This window comes from Bradyrhizobium sp. SZCCHNR1098 (assembly GCF_032489375.1).
In the GTDB taxonomy this organism is placed as follows: Bacteria; Pseudomonadota; Alphaproteobacteria; order Rhizobiales; family Xanthobacteraceae; genus Bradyrhizobium.
This window is the reverse complement of record NZ_JAUEXY010000012.1, coordinates 60,105-75,548: the sequence shown is the minus strand read 5'-3', so window position 1 is coordinate 75,548 and position 15,444 is coordinate 60,105. Positions and strand designations below refer to the sequence as shown.

The window sequence follows — 15,444 nt, the reverse complement described above, 5'->3', positions numbered from 1 at the left end:
ATTCCGGGCAGCTTCGACGTTGCAGCGCAAGCGCGCCCGAACCTCGGTCGTCATCCCTAACGAACGTTTACCTGAAGTTATTCCCATCCCTCTATTCTTGGATGCGATGACGTCCGGTGCAACCATACCTCAGTCTTCGCGCGCCTGGCTCAATGCCACGGCACTCCTGATCGCGAGCTTTGTCGCGGTTGCTGCGCTGTCACTCCAAGTGCGCATGGGGAGCGAAATCGTGGCCGTCGCTTTCCCACCTTGGTGGAGCGCGCAACAGGCGATGCTCGCTGCGGCCTCGGCTGACGCCGCTCTCGTGCGCACGACAACCGTTTCATCGCTGCTGGTCGTCCGTCCCGGCGAACACGACGGCTTGGCGCGGCTGCGCGAGGCTGGAGCCTGGCTCATCATCGATCCGCAGGCGGTGTCCGCCTGCTTTGCAAAATGATCTCTTTGGGGGAATAGGAAATGACCGTCGAGACCAGCGATCTGGCAACCCTCCGGCACACGACCAGCAAGCTTCTGCTGGCGGTGCTCTGGGTTCACGTTCCGCTCTCCCTCATCATCGGGCTGTCGCGCGGCGACTGGTTGATGCCGACCATGCTCATGGTCGTCATGGCAGTGGTGGCAACCCTTTCCTGGCGCAGCGCTGGCGACACTTTGTCGACCCAGCTCACCGTCGCAGTCGCCGTCATGGGCGGCGTATCCGTGCTCGTCTACCAGATGTCCGGACATCCCTGGCAGATCGACATGCACATGTATTTCTTCGCGGCGCTGGCCTGTCTGGTCGCATATTGCGACTACCGGCCGATCCTGGCCGGCACCGTCGCCGTCGCGCTTCACCATCTGGTCCTGAACTTCGTCTTTCCTGCAGCGATCTACCCGGGCGGCGCTGATTTCGGCCGCGTTGTGCTGCATGCGGTCATCCTGCTGATCGAGGCCGGCGTTCTCATCGCCCTGGCGCTCAAGCTGACGCAGTTGTTCGAAACCAGCGCGCGTAAGACCGCGGAAGCCGAATCGGCGATCGCTGCCGAGGCGCGCGCCAACGCCGAGCGGTTCGAGGCCGAGCAACGCGTCAAGCAGCAGGCCGATCTTGCCCGGCGCGAGCTGGCAGAGGGCTTCGAGCGCAAGATCGGCGGCATCGTCGAGGCGGTGGCCGTCGCCGCAAACGAGATGCAGAGCCTGTCCTCGTCCATGAGCCGGAGCAGCGCCGAGTCCTCGCGCCAGACGTCGGCCGCGGCCGGCGCCTCGCAGCAGGCGTCGACCAATGTCGAGACGGTCGCTGCAGCAACGGAAGAGCTGACGGCGTCGATCAACAATATCTCACAGCAGGTGACGCGCTCGGCGGAGATCGCCGCGAAAGCGGCAGACGAAGCTCGCCGCACCAACACGGTGGTCGAGAGCCTGGCTGCCGGCACACAGAAGATCGGCGAGGTGGTGACGCTGATCCAGACGATCGCCAGCCAGACCAACCTGCTGGCGCTGAATGCCACCATCGAGGCGGCGCGCGCTGGCGAGCACGGCAAGGGCTTTGCCGTCGTGGCAAGCGAGGTCAAGGCGCTCGCCAACCAGACCGCGAAGGCCACCGAGGAAATTTCCAGCCAGGTGCAGAGCATCCAGAGCGCCACGGGGGACGCCGTCAGCGCCATCCAGGCGATCGGGGGAACGATTGCCGAGATCGACGAAATCTCCAAGGAGATCGCCACCGCGGTCGAGCAGCAGGGCCTCGCCACCGGAGAAATTTCCGGCAACGTGCAGCAGGCGGCCGAAGGCACGCGGCTTGTCAGCCAAAGCATGGGCAGCGTGACCCGTGCCTCCGACGAGACCGGCAGCGCCGCCTCGCGCCTGCTGGAGTCCGCGAACGGACTCACCTCGCAATCGACGCGGCTCAAATCCGAGGTCGATCAGTTCCTGAGCTCCCTGAGGGCTGCTTGATCCCATCGAATAGGATGGGATCAGCGCGAGCATCGGCCCTAGCGCGACATCATCAACGCGGCCTCAGATCGTCTGGTTGTAGGCGCCGACTTCGGGATGCGTCCGCAGCACCTCGTTGACCGCCTCGAACATGTCGTGCATGCGCCGCTCGGACACCGGGCTTTCGACTACCACCACGAGCTCGGGCTTGTTGGATGACGCTCGCACCAGACCCCAGCTGCCGTCCTCGACCGTGACGCGGACACCGTTGACGGTGACGAGATCGCGGATCGGCTGGCCCGCGACCTTGCCGCCCTGCTGCTGCAGCGCCTGGAAATGCCTCACGACGGCGTCGGCGACGCCGTATTTGACCTCGTCGCCACAATGCGGCGACATCGTCGGCGACGACCAGGTCTTGGGCAGCGCGTTCTTCAGGTCGGCCATCGACTTCTCCGGCGCGCGATCCAGCATCTCGCAGATCGCGATCGCCGAGACCAAGCCGTCGTCATAGCCGCGGCCGAACGGCTTGTTGAAGAAGAAATGGCCCGACTTCTCGAAGCCGGCGAGCGCGCCGAGCTCGTTGGTGCGGCGCTTCATGTAGGAATGGCCGGTCTTCCAATAGACGGTCCGCGCGCCTTGCGCCTGCAGCACCGGGTCGGTCATGAACAGGCCGGTCGACTTCACGTCGACGACGAACTGCGCGTCCTTGTGGATCGCGGACATGTCGCGCGCCAGCATCACGCCGACCTTGTCGGCGAAAATCTCCTCGCCGGTGTTGTCGACCACGCCACAGCGGTCGCCGTCGCCGTCGAAGCCGAGGCCGACATCGGCCTCGTGCGCGAGCACGGCGTCGCGGATGGCGTGCAGCATCTCCATGTCTTCGGGATTGGGATTGTATTTCGGGAAGGTGTGATCGAGCTCGGTGTCGAGCGGGATCACCTCGCAGCCGATCGCCTCCAGCACCTGCGGCGCGAAGGCGCCCGCGGTGCCGTTGCCGCAGGCCGCGACCACCTTGAGCCTGCGCTTGAGCTTGGGTCGGCTGGTGAGGTCGGCGATGTAGCGCGCCGGATAATTCTCGTGAAATTGGTAGGAGCCGCCACCGCCGTTCTTGAACTCGGCGTTGAGCACGATCTCCTTCAGCCGGGTCATCTCCTCGGGCCCGAAGGTGAGCGGACGGTTGGCGCCCATCTTCACGCCGGTCCAGCCGTTGTCATTGTGCGAGGCGGTCACCATGGCGACGCAGGGCACGTCGAGATCGAACTGCGCGAAATAGGCCATCGGCGTCACCGCGAGGCCGACGTCATGCACCTTGCAGCCGGCGGCCATCAGGCCCGAAATCAGGGCGTATTTGATCGAGGCGGAATAGCCGCGGAAATCGTGCCCGGTCACGATCTCCTGCTTCACGCCGCGTTCGGCGATCAGCGCGCCCAGCCCCATGCCGAGCGCCTGCACCCCCATCAGATTGATCTCCTTGTTGAACAGCCAGCGCGCGTCATATTCGCGGAAGCCCGTCGGCTTCACCATCGGCTCGGATTCGAAGGCGTAGGTATTGGGAACCAGGACGGGCTTGGGTTTCGGAAACATCAGGAGACGGCCTCGGCAATATCACATCAATGGAAGAAGGCGTTCATGCTTAGCACGACGTCAGACAACAGTGTCAGAAGGCAGAGGAATGCAGGCAATAATCGGGCAGGACCGCTCGAGCAGGCCACCCGACGAACTATTCAATGACTGCGACTCGGGATCGGCCTGCCTGCCGGTATATGGGGGCCGGTGACGCGCGAAACAACATTCCGCTTCGGTGCAGCCTACTGCTCCAGCACCATCTGGCCGTTGGCGTAGGCGAAACGCTTCAGCTTGGACAGGAACGACAGGCCAAGCAGATTCTCCGACAGCGCCGTATCGGGCAGCACCAGGGCATCGACGTCACGCACGGTGAGCTCGCCGAGCTCGACCATCGCAAGCTTGGCCCGGGCGGCCTTCACGGTGCCGTTGGCCGTGGTCACGGTGGCGGTGTAGTCGCCGCGCGCCGGACGCAGGCCGAAACGGGCGGCCGAGCTCTCGTTCAGCGCGACCATCGAGGCGCCGGTATCGACCATGAAGCTGATGCGCTGGCCGTCGATGCGGCCGTCGGCGCGGAAGTGACCGCGGCGGTCGGTCGGAATGCTCAGGCTGCGCTGGCCCGCGGCAGACGGTTCCGCCGTGGCAACCCGCACGGACGGTGTCGCGGATGCCGACGCGGGGGTCAGGCGATCGGCCAGTTGCGCCATGAAGGTGCCGAGACCGACGAGAACGGCCGCAAAGATCATTATGTTACGCATGACGCAAACGCCCGACTTTACCCCGCAACCGATTTGACCATCAAAGCCGCTGACGGGCGACTGCGAGCGACCGGCTGCCGCCGCCATTTTGGCGAAAACGATGAGTGAAGCGTTAACGACAACGATAGCGGCGGTACAATTTGCATGAGCTACGTTCCCCGCGGCTTGGCCCGCCGGGTCGGCTCGGCATGGGCCGGATCGTCGGGCCAGGGATGGCGCGGATAACGGCCGCGCAGGTCGGTGCGGACCGCGGCATAGGAGCCGCGCCAGAAGCCGGGCAGATCGCGCGTCACCTGTACCGGCCGCTGCGCCGGCGACAGCAGCTCCAGCACCAGGGGCACCGCGCCGCGCGCGATCGAGGGATGGACGTTCAGGCCGAACAGCTCCTGCAGCCGCACCGCGATGGTGGGCCCCTGCTCGGCCTCGTAGTCGATCGCCAGCATGGTGCCGGTCGGCGCCTCGAAATGCGTCGGCGCCTCCCGGTCGAGCCGGGCCCGCAGATCCCAGGGGAGCAGTGCCATGACGGCATCCGAGACGTCGCCGGGCGAGACATCCTTGAGCGAGGTCTTGTCGGCCAGCAGCGGCACCAGCCAGTCCTCGCGCCGCTCGGCAAGCCCCGCATCCGACAGGTCCGGCCAACTGTCGCCTTCCGCCTTGCGCAGGAAGGTAACGCGATCGCGCCATTGCAGGGCGGCCTTCGACCACGGCAGCCTGTCAAGGCCCGCGGCGCAGATGCCGTCGGCGAAGATGCGCGCGGTCTCCTCCGACGGCGTCAGCGCGACCGGCGCATCGGCCATGGTGATCGCATGCAGCTTGCGTCGGCGCCGCGCCCGCAACGCCATCGCGTCTTGATCGAAGCTGACCTCGTCTCTCGCTTCGATATGCGCAGCAAAATGCCGCTCGATATCCTCGATCGCCAGCGGCGCCGCCAGCAGGATGCGGCCGCTGGCCGCCGTTCCCGTCAGCTCACCGACCGCGATATAGGGTACGCGCGCCAGCGACGAGGTCGGCTCGACGGCGGCGCCACGGCCATTGGCGAGCACAAAGCTGGCATTGCCGCGGTTGCGCGCGACCCGGTCCGGAAAGGCAAAGGCGAGCATCAAGCCGGTGCTGAGCTGCCCTTGCACTTGCGGGGAGGAAGCCGCCCCGACCTGCTGCGCCCAGCGCCGTGCCATGTCTCGCGCACTCTGCGCCCGTTGCGAGCGGTCGCGACGGAACTGATCGAGCCTGACCTCGAGATCAACGCTGTCGCCGCCCAGCCCGCGCTCGGTCAGGATGGCGGCGATGTCGGCGGCCTGCGCGGCGGCGCCATAATCGGCGGCGTCGACGATCATGCGGGCGAGCCGCGGCGGCAGCGCCAGTGCCCGCAGGCGGCGGCCCTCGTCGGTGAGGCGGCCTTCTTCGTCGAGAGCGTCGATCTCGCGCAGCAAATCACGCGCCTCCTTCCAGGCCGGTTGCGGCGGCGGATCGAGGAAGCTCAGCGCGGAGGGGTCACTGACACCCCATTGCGCCAGATCGAGCACCAGCGAGGACAGGTCGGCGCTGAGAATTTCCGGCTGCGTATAGGCCGCCAGCGAGGCCGTCTGCGGCTCGTCCCATAGCCGGTAGCAGACGCCAGGCTCGGTGCGGCCGGCGCGGCCACGGCGCTGATCGACAGCGGCGCGCGAAGCCCGCACCGTCTCTAGCCGGGTCAGGCCGATGTCCGGCTCGTAGCGCGGCACCCGGGCGAGCCCGGAATCGACCACGATGCGGACGCCTTCGATGGTCAGCGAAGTCTCGGCAATCGAGGTCGCCAGCACCACCTTGCGCTGCCCTTTTGGGGCGGGCGAGATGGCGCGGTCCTGGACCGCGGCATCGAGCGCACCGAACAGCGGCACGATCTCAACGCTGGCATCGTGGACGCGCTCGGCGAGCATGGTCTGGGTGCGCCGGATTTCGGCGGCGCCCGGCAGGAAGGCGAGCACGGAGCCGGCATCGGCGCGCAGCGCGCTGGCGATGGTTTCGGCCATCTGGCGCTCGACGGGCGCATCCGGCTTGCGGCCGACATAGCGGGTCTCCACCGGATAGGCGCGGCCCTCGCTCTCGACCACCGGTGCATTGCCGAGCAGGGTAGCGACGCGGGCGCCGTCGAGCGTCGCCGACATCACGAGGATGCGGAGATCCTCGCGCAGCCCCTGCTGCGCATCACGCGCCAACGCCAGGCCGAGATCGGCATCGAGCGAGCGCTCGTGGAATTCGTCGAACAGCACGGCGGCGACGCCGGTCAGCTCGGGATCATCCAGGATCTGCCGCGTGAAGATGCCCTCGGTGACGACCTCGATGCGGGTCGCGCGCGAGATCTTCGAGCCGAAGCGCACGCGGTAGCCGACGGTGTCGCCTACGCGCTCGCCGAGCGACTTCGCCATCCGCTCGGCGCTGGCGCGGGCCGCGATCCGGCGGGGCTCCAGCACGATGATCTTCTTAGTTCCGACCCACGGCGCATCACGCAAGGCCAGCGGCACCCGCGTGGTCTTGCCGGCGCCGGGCGGCGCCACCAGAACGGCGGTGTTGCTGCGTTCGAGCGTGCCGGACAGGTCGTCCAGCACGGCGTCGATGGGCAGCGGTGTGTCGAAGCGAAGGGGCAATCGTTGAACCCGTCATTGCCCGCGAAGGCGGACAATCCAGTAGACGCAGATCTCGCGGATGACGAAGATCGAGGCTACTGGATACCCCGCCTGCGCGGGGTATGACAACGTCATGTCACGCTCCTCACATCACGCGCCCTTCACCGACGGCCTGCCCACGCTCTCGTAGACGAAGCCGTGAGCGGCCATCTCGTCGGGGCGGTAGACGTTGCGCAGGTCGACGACGACCGGATGGGCCATCACCTCCTTGAGGCGATCGAGATCCATGGCGCGGTACTGCACCCATTCGGTCACCAGCACGATCGCATCGGCGCCCGTCGCGCACTCATAGGGATCGTCGAAATAGGCGATCTCCGGCAGCTCCTTCTTGGCCTGCTCGATGCCGACCGGATCATGCGCGCGCACCTTGGCGCCCATGTCGAGCAGCCCGGTCACCAGCGGGATCGACGGCGCCTCGCGCATGTCGTCGGTCTCCGGCTTGAAGGTGAGGCCGAGCACCGCCACCGTCTTGCCGCGCAGATTGCCGCCGACCGCATGCGCGACCTTGCGCGCCATCGCTCGCTTGCGGTTGTCGTTGACGGCCAGCACCGATTCGACGATGCGCAGCTGCGTGTCGTAGTCCTGCGCGATCTTGATCAGCGCGCGCGTATCCTTCGGAAAGCACGAGCCGCCGAAGCCCGGACCGGCATGCAGGAACTTGGAGCCGATGCGGTTGTCGAGACCGATGCCGCGCGCCACCTCCTGCACGTCGGCACCGACCTTCTCGGCGAGATCGGCGACCTCGTTGATGAAGGTGATCTTGGTGGCGAGGAACGCGTTGGCGGCGTACTTGATCAGCTCGGCGGTGCGGCGCTCGGTGTACATCATCGGCGCCTGGTTCAACGACAGCGGGCGATAGATGTCGCCGAGCACCTTGCGGCCGCGCTCGTCCGCGGTGCCGACGACGATGCGATCCGGCCATTTGAAATCGCGGATCGCGGCACCTTCGCGCAGGAATTCCGGATTGGAGGCAACGACGACATCGGCCGTCGGATTGGTCTCGCGGATGATGCGCTCGACCTCGTCGCCGGTGCCGACCGGCACCGTCGACTTCGTCACGACCACGGTGAAGCCGGTGAGGGAGGCTGCGATCTCGCGCGCTGCGGCATAGACGTAGGTGAGGTCGGCGTGACCGTCGCCGCGCCGCGACGGCGTACCAACCGCGATGAACACGGCATCGGCCTCCGCGACCGGCTGCTTGAGGTCCGTGGTGAAATCGAGCCGCTTGGCCTTGACGTTGGCCGCGACCAGCGCATCCAGGCCGGGCTCGAAGATCGGGATTTCTCCGCGATGCAGCGCGGCGATCTTGCTCTCGTCCTTGTCCACGCAGGTCACCTGGTGGCCGAAATCGGCGAAGCAGGCACCGGACACCAGCCCCACATAGCCCGTGCCGATCATCGCAATTCGCATCGAAACCCATCCTTCAAGGTTAATACTTTCGCGTCTTAAACCATTTGCGGTTCAAGGGGAATTTAGAAAACGGCATGACGTTTGGATGACAAGGAGGAGTATTAACGGCTCTGCCCGACAATGCGGCAGCTCCGCGCCAAAGAGGGACAGCATGACCGCAAATGGTACGCCGAAATCGGCCGGAACCGAGGCGCGCATCGACTGGGTCGACTACGCCAAGGGTATCTGCATCATCATGGTCGTGATGATGCACTCGGTGCTCGGCGTCGAGCTGGCCGCCGGCGAGACCGGCTTCATGCACGCCGTCGTCGCATTCGCCAAGCCGTTCCGGATGCCCGACTTCTTCCTGATTTCCGGCCTGTTCCTGCCGCTGGTGATCGACCGGGATTGGCGCACCTATATCGACCGCAAGGTCGTGCATTTCGCCTATTTCTACGTGCTGTGGGTGACCATCCAGTTCGGCTTCAAGGCGCCCGGCTTCGCCGCGGCCTCCGGCTGGCAACATGCCGGCTATCTGTATCTCGAATCCTTCGTCGAGCCGTTCGGCACGCTGTGGTTCATCTATCTGCTGCCGATCTTCTTCGTCGTCATCAAACTGACACGAAAGCTGCCGGCGCCGGTGATCTGGGGCATCGCGGCCGGCCTGGAAATGTCGCATATCGTCACTGGCTGGACCGTGATCGACGAATTCTGCGCCCGCTTCGTCTACATCTATTCCGGCTATCTGTTCGCGACCACCATCTTCGCGCTGTCGGACCGCGCGCGGGCGCAGCCGATGCTCGCCATCGTCGGCCTGCTCGCCTGGGCGGTGATCAACCAATCGCTGGTGAACCTCGGTGTCAGCGAATGGCCGGCTGTCTCCCTCATGCTTGGCTATGCCGGCGCGGTCGCCATCATCATCGCCGGCACGCTGCTGGCGCGCGCGCAACTCCTCAATGCGCTGCGCTTCTGTGGCGAGCATTCGATCGTGATCTACCTCGCCTTCTTCCTGCCCATGGCAGCCACACGCACAGTCCTGCTGAAGACCGGGGTGATCGGGGACATCGGAACGATCTCGCTGCTGGTCACGATCGCCGGCGTGCTCGGCGCGCTCCTGATCTGGCGCCTCGCGCTCCGCGTCGGCGCCCGCTTCCTGTTCGAACGCCCGATCGCGTTCTGGATCGCGCCGCCGAAGCCGAAAGCCGTGTTGCAGCCGGCGGAGTAGCCTCACCGTCAGGGCACCAGAAGCAGCGCGCCACGGCTGCGGCCGCTCTCCAGATCGATATGGGCCTCGACGACCCGCGCCAGCGGATACGCGGTGCCGTGGCCGACGAGATCGCCATCGGCGAGCGCGGCGAGAACCGTCGCTGCATCCCTGCGATAGTCGGCGACATCGTTGACATGGGCCATCACGCTCGGGCGTGCCAGCGACAGGCTGCGGCGCGGCCCCAGCTCCTCGACGGCAAGGCTTGGAATTGGACCGCCGGACTGACCGATGCTGGCGACCGTCCCGAACGGCCTGACGCAGGCGAGCGTTTGCGCAAGCGTCTTGCCGCCGACGCCATCATAGGCGACATCGACGCCGCGCCCGTCGGTCAATCGCTTCACGGCATCGACAAAGTCAGCATCCCGGCCGACGATCAGATGGCGCGCGCCAGCGGCACGCGCGAGCTCCGCCTTGGCCTCCGAGCTCACCGTGCCGATGACGGTCGCGCCGCGCAGCCGAGCCAGTCGCGTCAGCACCTGGCCGAGCCCGCCGGCGGCACTGTGCACCAACAGCGTCGTTCCGGCTCCGACGGCATAGGTACGATTGAGCAGCATCACCGCGGTGATGCCTTTCAGCAGGGTCGACGCAGCGCTCGCTTCAGACACGGCGTCGGGCAGCGGCATCGCGCGCCAGGCGGGCAGATTTCGCTCCGAGGCATAGGCGCCGACCGGGGCGCCGGCATAGGCGACGCGGTCGCCGACGGACAACTCTGTCACGTCCGCGCCTTTCGCGGTCACGATCCCCGCCCCTTCGACGCCAGGAATTCCATCGGGCAGCGGATAGAGGCCGCTGCGCTGGTAGATATCGATGAAGTTCACGCCGATCGCGGTGTGGCGCAGCCGGATCTCGTTGGCGCCCGGCGCCGGCAGCTCAACATTCTCCAGCACCAGATTCTCCGCGCCACCCGGTGCCTTCAGTCGAACGATAGCAGCCATGCCCGTCTCCACACATCTTGCCTTGATCCGGACAGTGTGGTCAGCGTTGGCATTCTGCGGAATTGCCCAATTTGGCTCCCCTATTGTGAATATTCGAACATGCGGATCGACTGGACCGACCTTCACCACTTCGTGACGCTGGCCCGCGAGGGCACGCTGTCGGCCGCCGCACGTGGTCTCGGCGTCGATCATGTCACGGTGGCCCGCCGGGTCGCGGCCCTGGAACGGGTCACCGGGCTGAAGCTGGTCGACCGCCGAGCGCGGGCCTATGAGCTGACCGAGGACGGCCGCCGCCTCGCCGCGGCCGCCGGCCCGATGGAGCAGGCCGCGTTCGCGATCGAGCGCGCCGTGGTCGCATCGCGTCCCGGTCTGGCCGGTGAGGTCTCGGTCAGCGCGCCGCCGACGCTCGCCAACAGGCTGATCGCGCCACGGCTGGTCGAGCTGCACCGACGGCATCCTGCAATCATCATCAAGCTGATCGGCGAGAAGCGCAGCGCCTCGCTCAACCGACGGGAAGCCGACATCGCTCTGCGACTGTCGCGTCCCGACGAGCCCGGCCTGATCGCACGCAAGATCGGCGGCTTCGGCTTCAACCTCTACGGCGCGCCGCACTATCTCAAGGAGACGCCGCAGCATGCGCTGGGATTCATCGCCTATGATGCCAGCATGGACTCGGCACCCCAGCAGCAATGGCTGAAGGCGGTCGCCGGGCAGCGCACGATCGTGTTTCGGAGCAGCGATCTCGAGAGCCAGGCCGCAGCGGCGCGCGCAGGGCTGGGGCTCGCCGCCCTGCCGCATTTTCTCGGCGATCATGATCCCGACCTCACCCGCTTCGAAGCCGGCGCGGCCATCAGCAGGGACATCTGGCTCATCGTTCATCGCGACCTCAGGCGCACGCCCCTCATTCGCGCCGTCATGGAGTTCCTGACCCGCTGCGTCCGACCGGACTGAGGGGCGGAAAAATCCGGTGCGCATGGCGTCGTCACGGCTGTCAATGCGAGCGAAAATCCCTACATTGCGGCCATGCCCAAAGCTCCCCAGAAAGCCGCCGCCACGCCCGCCGCTCCCGCGCCTGCCGCCGCCAAGGGCGCGGCCAAGGGCGACCATGTGTTCCTGGTCGACGGCTCGTCCTACATCTTCCGCGCCTATCACGCGCTGCCGCCACTCAACCGCAAGTCCGACGGGCTGCAGGTCAATGCCGTGCTCGGCTTCTGCAACATGCTGTGGAAGCTGCTGCGCGACATGCCCGAGACTGACCGTCCCACGCATCTGGCCATCGTGTTCGACAAGTCCGAGGTCACGTTCCGCAACAAGATCTATGCCGACTACAAGGCGCACCGGCCGCCGGCGCCCGACGATCTGATCCCCCAATTCGCGCTGATCCGCGAGGCGGTCCGCGCCTTCGAGCTGCCCTGCCTGGAGCAGGCCGGCTACGAGGCCGACGATTTGATCGCGACCTATGCGCGGCTTGCCTGCGAGCGCGGCGCCACCACCACCATCGTGTCCTCCGACAAGGATTTGATGCAGCTCGTCAACGACTGCGTCACGATGTACGACACGATGAAGGACCGCCGCATCGGCATCGCCGAAGTCATCGAGAAGTTCGGCGTGCCGCCGGAGAAGGTGGTCGAGGTGCAGGCGCTGGCCGGCGATTCCACCGACAACGTACCGGGCGTGCCCGGCATCGGCATCAAGACCGCCGCGCAGCTGATCACCGACTATGGCGATCTCGAACGGCTGCTGATGCGCGCGGGCGAGATCAAGCAGCCGAAGCGGCGCGAGGCTCTGATCGAGAACGCCGAGAAGGCGCGGATCTCGCGCCAATTGGTGCTGCTCGACGACAAGGTCGCGCTCGAGGTGCCGCTCGACGACCTCGCGGTGCACGAGCCGGATCCGCGCAAGCTGATCGCGTTCCTGAAGGCGATGGAGTTCACGACGCTGACGCGCCGCGTCGCAGAGTATTCGCACATCGATCCCGCCGACGTGTCGGCGGATGAGCAGTTGAAGAGTGGTGCGGGCACTGCTGCCTCCGTTCCCTCCCCCCTTGTGGGGGAGGGTCAGGGAGGGGGGCACCCCACCAACGGTGCCTCCGCAGCACCCCTCTCCCCAGCCCTCCCCCACAAGGGGGAAGGGAGCCCTCGCACCGGTGATCCGCGTACCGACAAGTCGGCGATGAGCAAGGGCACGCCGGCGAGCCTCGCGGAATCCAGGGCGGAGGCGGCGAAGAGCGCGCGGATCGATCGCGACAAGTACCAGACGCTGCGTAGCCTCCCAGAGTTGAACACCTGGCTCGCGCGCATCCATGACTTCGGCCGCGTCACTCTCGAGGTCAAGGCCAGCTCGATCGATCCGATGCAGGCTAGCTTGTGCGGCATCGCCCTGGCACTTGCGCCGAATGAGGCCTGCTACATCCCGCTGGCGCATCGCCAGGCCGGCGATGGCGGCGGCCTGTTCGATGCCGGGCTCGCGCCGGACCAAATCAAGGAGAGCGATGCGCTCGCCGCGCTGAAGCCGGTCCTCGAATCCACAGGGCTGCTCAAGATCGGCTACAACATCAAGTTCATCGCCGTGCTGCTGGCGCAGCACGGCATCACGCTGGCGAATGTCGACGACATCCAGCTGATGAGCTACGCGCTCGATGCCGGGCGCGGCTCGCACAAGCTCGAGTCTCTGGCCGAGCACGTGCTCGGCCACGCCGTGCTCGGCGAAAGCGAGCTGATCGGCAGCGGCAAGAACAAGCTGACGTTCGAGCAGGTCGCGATCGACCGGGCCACGGCGCATTCCGCCGAAGCGGCCGATGTCATTCATCGCGTCTGGCGCGTGCTGAAGCCGCGCCTCACGGCCGAGCGCATGACCGCCGTCTACGAGATCTTGGAGCGGCCGCTGGTGCCGGTGCTCGCGCGCATGGAGCGGCGCGGCATCTCGATCGACCGCCAGGTGCTGTCGCGTCTGTCCGGCGATTTCGCCCAGACTGCCGCTAGGGTCGAGGCCGAGCTGCAGGAGCTGGCCGGCGAGCCGATCAATGTCGGCAGCCCCAAGCAGATCGGCGACATCCTGTTCGGCAAGATGGGCCTTTCGGGTGGCACCAAGACCAAGACCGGCGCCTGGTCGACGTCCGCGTCGATTCTCGACGACCTCGCCGAGCAAGGCAACGAGTTCGCGCGCAAGATCCTGGAATGGCGCCAGGTCTCGAAGCTGAAATCGACCTATACCGATGCGCTGCCGACCTATGTCAACCCGCAGACGCATCGCGTGCACACCACCTACGCGCTGGCGGCGACCACCACCGGCCGGCTGTCGTCGAACGAGCCGAACCTGCAGAACATCCCAGTCCGGACCGAAGATGGCCGCAAGATCCGCCGCGCCTTCATCGCGACGCCGGGCCATAAGCTGGTGTCGGCCGACTACTCGCAGATCGAGTTGCGGCTGTTGGCGGAGATCGCGGACATCCCGGTGCTGAAGCAGGCGTTCAAGGACGGGCTCGACATTCACGCGATGACGGCGTCCGAAATGTTCGGCGTGCCGATCAAGGACATGCCGAGCGAAGTCCGCCGCCGCGCCAAGGCGATCAATTTCGGCATCATCTATGGCATCTCCGCCTTCGGCCTTGCCAACCAGCTCGGCATCGCCCGCGAGGAGGCCTCGGCCTACATCAAGCGCTATTTCGAGCGCTTCCCGGGTATTCGCGACTACATGGATGCGACCAAGGAGTTCTGCCGCAAGCACGGCTATGTCGTCACGCTGTTCGGCCGCAAGTGCCATTACCCGGAGATCAAGGCATCGAACGCCTCGGTCCGCGCCTTCAACGAGCGCGCCGCGATCAACGCGCGGCTGCAGGGCACCGCAGCCGACATCATCCGGCGCGCCATGACCCGCGTCGAGGAGGCCCTGGCGCAAAAGAAGCTGTCGGCTCAGATGCTGCTGCAGGTGCATGACGAACTGATCTTCGAGGTGCCGGACGACGAGGTCGCCGCGACCTTGCCGGTGGTGCAGCACGTCATGCAGGACGCCCCCTTCCCCGCCGTGCTGCTCTCGGTGCCGCTGCACGTCGATGCGCGGGCCGCCGACAATTGGGACGAGGCGCATTGAGCTGATCGCGGTGATCTCTGCTTCGTCATCGCGAGCGCCGAAATCCGTCCACGAGCGAGATGCCACCCTCCCCTGGAGGGGGAGGGTCGATCGCACGCGAAGCGGGCGAGCGGGGTGGGGTGAGCCGCGGGCGCCGGCGCCTGTGGAGAGATCACCCCACCCCCCCCTCCCATTCGCTGCGCTCATGAGAGGCGACCCTCCCCCTCCAGGGGAGGGTGGGCAGTGTGCCTCGCAACGCAGCCCTCATACGCATCCGTTTGATGCTCCCCGATACGATGATCATTGGCTGCAACGCGAGGCGTAGACATGCCTCAGCCTTCTCGCAGCATGATTTGCTCGAGGGATGCATGTCGTTCGCCCTCTGAATTTTGCAAAGGGCGCAGGGAAGGCCGGGCCTCGGCTGAGGCCCGTGGCCCGCCTGCTCAAAAGAATGCAGGCGGCAGGTACCACAGGTCCAGCCGGACAGACCCGGCCCTCCCTGCGCGATGGGCTTAACGTCTGCTCCGAGCTCTCCCCGGGGACCGGCTTGTTTGCCCCCGTCACCAGCGCGACACGTGATGTCACGCAGGCTTGGCGCCAGCTTCGGGGCGCCAGGACCACACGGCTTGAACGTCCGCGAGCTGCCAATCGTCCAGTGCATCAGCACCTGACAGGCCCACGGCCACCGCTCCCCGCCTCAACGTATCGTGACGACGCGTACGCCCCTCTGCATGAGGACGGGATGCGCTGAATAGAACACGACTTCGGAAAAATAGCAATATAAATCTTGACGAGCGCGTTGCCCGATGCGGAGCGATGACCCCGTCCCCTGTCCACGGTCACTCGGAACGCGGCGATTTTACCCCTCGTTAGGCACGATGAGATCGCGCCTGGCCGGA

General features: G+C 66.3%; 10 protein-coding genes. 5 read left to right on the top strand and 5 right to left on the bottom strand.

Features of this window, described 5'->3' with window-relative positions; translation table 11 throughout:
• Positions 1 to 106: 106 nt before the first annotated feature.
• Both QX135_RS24045 and QX135_RS24040 read left to right on the top strand, forming a co-directional pair.
• Complete coding sequence (locus QX135_RS24045) at positions 107 to 436, top strand: hypothetical protein (protein WP_315773684.1); 330 nt, start codon at positions 107 to 109, stop codon at positions 434 to 436.
• A gap of 20 nt (positions 437 to 456) precedes the next feature.
• Positions 457 to 1,923: a methyl-accepting chemotaxis protein gene (locus QX135_RS24040; protein WP_316177468.1), complete on the top strand. Its 1,467-nt coding sequence runs from the start codon at positions 457 to 459 to the stop codon at positions 1,921 to 1,923.
• A 63-nt stretch (positions 1,924 to 1,986) separates the two neighbouring features.
• Here the strand turns inward: QX135_RS24040 and QX135_RS24035 are convergent, their stop codons facing one another.
• The 4 genes from QX135_RS24035 to QX135_RS24020 all read right to left on the bottom strand — a co-directional run bounded on the left by QX135_RS24035 (position 1,987) and on the right by QX135_RS24020 (position 8,296).
• Entirely contained in the window at positions 1,987 to 3,486 is a 1,500-nt protein-coding gene (locus QX135_RS24035) for a phosphomannomutase/phosphoglucomutase (RefSeq protein ID WP_316177470.1), read from the bottom strand.
• A 224-nt stretch (positions 3,487 to 3,710) separates the two neighbouring features.
• Entirely contained in the window at positions 3,711 to 4,211 is a 501-nt protein-coding gene (locus QX135_RS24030) for a TIGR02281 family clan AA aspartic protease (RefSeq protein WP_315773682.1), read from the bottom strand.
• Positions 4,212 to 4,372: 161 nt separating this feature from the next.
• Positions 4,373 to 6,847, bottom strand: a complete 2,475-nt coding sequence (gene hrpB / locus QX135_RS24025) for an ATP-dependent helicase HrpB (protein ID WP_316177472.1) — start codon at positions 6,845 to 6,847, stop codon at positions 4,373 to 4,375.
• 129 nt (positions 6,848 to 6,976) lie between these two features.
• Positions 6,977 to 8,296: a UDP-glucose/GDP-mannose dehydrogenase family protein gene (locus QX135_RS24020; protein ID WP_315734961.1), complete on the bottom strand. Its 1,320-nt coding sequence runs from the start codon at positions 8,294 to 8,296 to the stop codon at positions 6,977 to 6,979.
• A gap of 151 nt (positions 8,297 to 8,447) precedes the next feature.
• On the opposite strand from QX135_RS24020, the gene QX135_RS24015 reads away from it, so the two are divergent.
• Positions 8,448 to 9,500 carry an acyltransferase family protein gene (locus tag QX135_RS24015; protein WP_316177475.1) on the top strand — a complete coding sequence of 351 codons (1,053 nt, stop codon included), beginning with the start codon at positions 8,448 to 8,450 and terminating at the stop codon, positions 9,498 to 9,500.
• A gap of 8 nt (positions 9,501 to 9,508) precedes the next feature.
• Here QX135_RS24015 and QX135_RS24010 read toward each other — a convergent pair whose 3' ends face one another.
• Positions 9,509 to 10,477 (bottom strand): quinone oxidoreductase, encoded by a 969-nt coding sequence (locus tag QX135_RS24010; protein WP_316177477.1) that lies wholly within the window; start codon positions 10,475 to 10,477, stop codon positions 9,509 to 9,511.
• 99 nt (positions 10,478 to 10,576) lie between these two features.
• Here QX135_RS24010 and QX135_RS24005 point away from each other — a divergent pair, with 99 nt between their 5' ends.
• Positions 10,577 to 11,428, top strand: a complete 852-nt coding sequence (locus tag QX135_RS24005) for a LysR family transcriptional regulator (protein ID WP_316177479.1) — start codon at positions 10,577 to 10,579, stop codon at positions 11,426 to 11,428.
• A 72-nt stretch (positions 11,429 to 11,500) separates the two neighbouring features.
• Positions 11,501 to 14,566 carry a DNA polymerase I gene (polA, locus tag QX135_RS24000; protein ID WP_316177481.1) on the top strand — a complete coding sequence of 1,022 codons (3,066 nt, stop codon included), beginning with the start codon at positions 11,501 to 11,503 and terminating at the stop codon, positions 14,564 to 14,566.
• Positions 14,567 to 15,444: the final 878 nt, after the last annotated feature.

Excerpts from the sequence above, each read along its gene's own strand:
- QX135_RS24020 (WP_315734961.1), bottom strand. The coding sequence starts at position 8,296 with ATGCGAATTGCGATGATCGGCACGGGCTATGTGGGGCTGGTGTCCGGT.
- QX135_RS24030 (WP_315773682.1), bottom strand. The coding sequence starts at position 4,211 with ATGATCTTTGCGGCCGTTCTCGTCGGTCTCGGCACCTTCATGGCGCAA.
- polA (WP_316177481.1), top strand. The coding sequence starts at position 11,501 with ATGCCCAAAGCTCCCCAGAAAGCCGCCGCCACGCCCGCCGCTCCCGCG.
- QX135_RS24045 (WP_315773684.1), top strand. The coding sequence starts at position 107 with ATGACGTCCGGTGCAACCATACCTCAGTCTTCGCGCGCCTGGCTCAAT.
- QX135_RS24015 (WP_316177475.1), top strand. The coding sequence starts at position 8,448 with ATGACCGCAAATGGTACGCCGAAATCGGCCGGAACCGAGGCGCGCATC.
- QX135_RS24040 (WP_316177468.1), top strand. The coding sequence starts at position 457 with ATGACCGTCGAGACCAGCGATCTGGCAACCCTCCGGCACACGACCAGC.
- QX135_RS24010 (WP_316177477.1), bottom strand. The coding sequence starts at position 10,477 with ATGGCTGCTATCGTTCGACTGAAGGCACCGGGTGGCGCGGAGAATCTG.
- QX135_RS24005 (WP_316177479.1), top strand. The coding sequence starts at position 10,577 with ATGCGGATCGACTGGACCGACCTTCACCACTTCGTGACGCTGGCCCGC.
- QX135_RS24035 (WP_316177470.1), bottom strand. The coding sequence starts at position 3,486 with ATGTTTCCGAAACCCAAGCCCGTCCTGGTTCCCAATACCTACGCCTTC.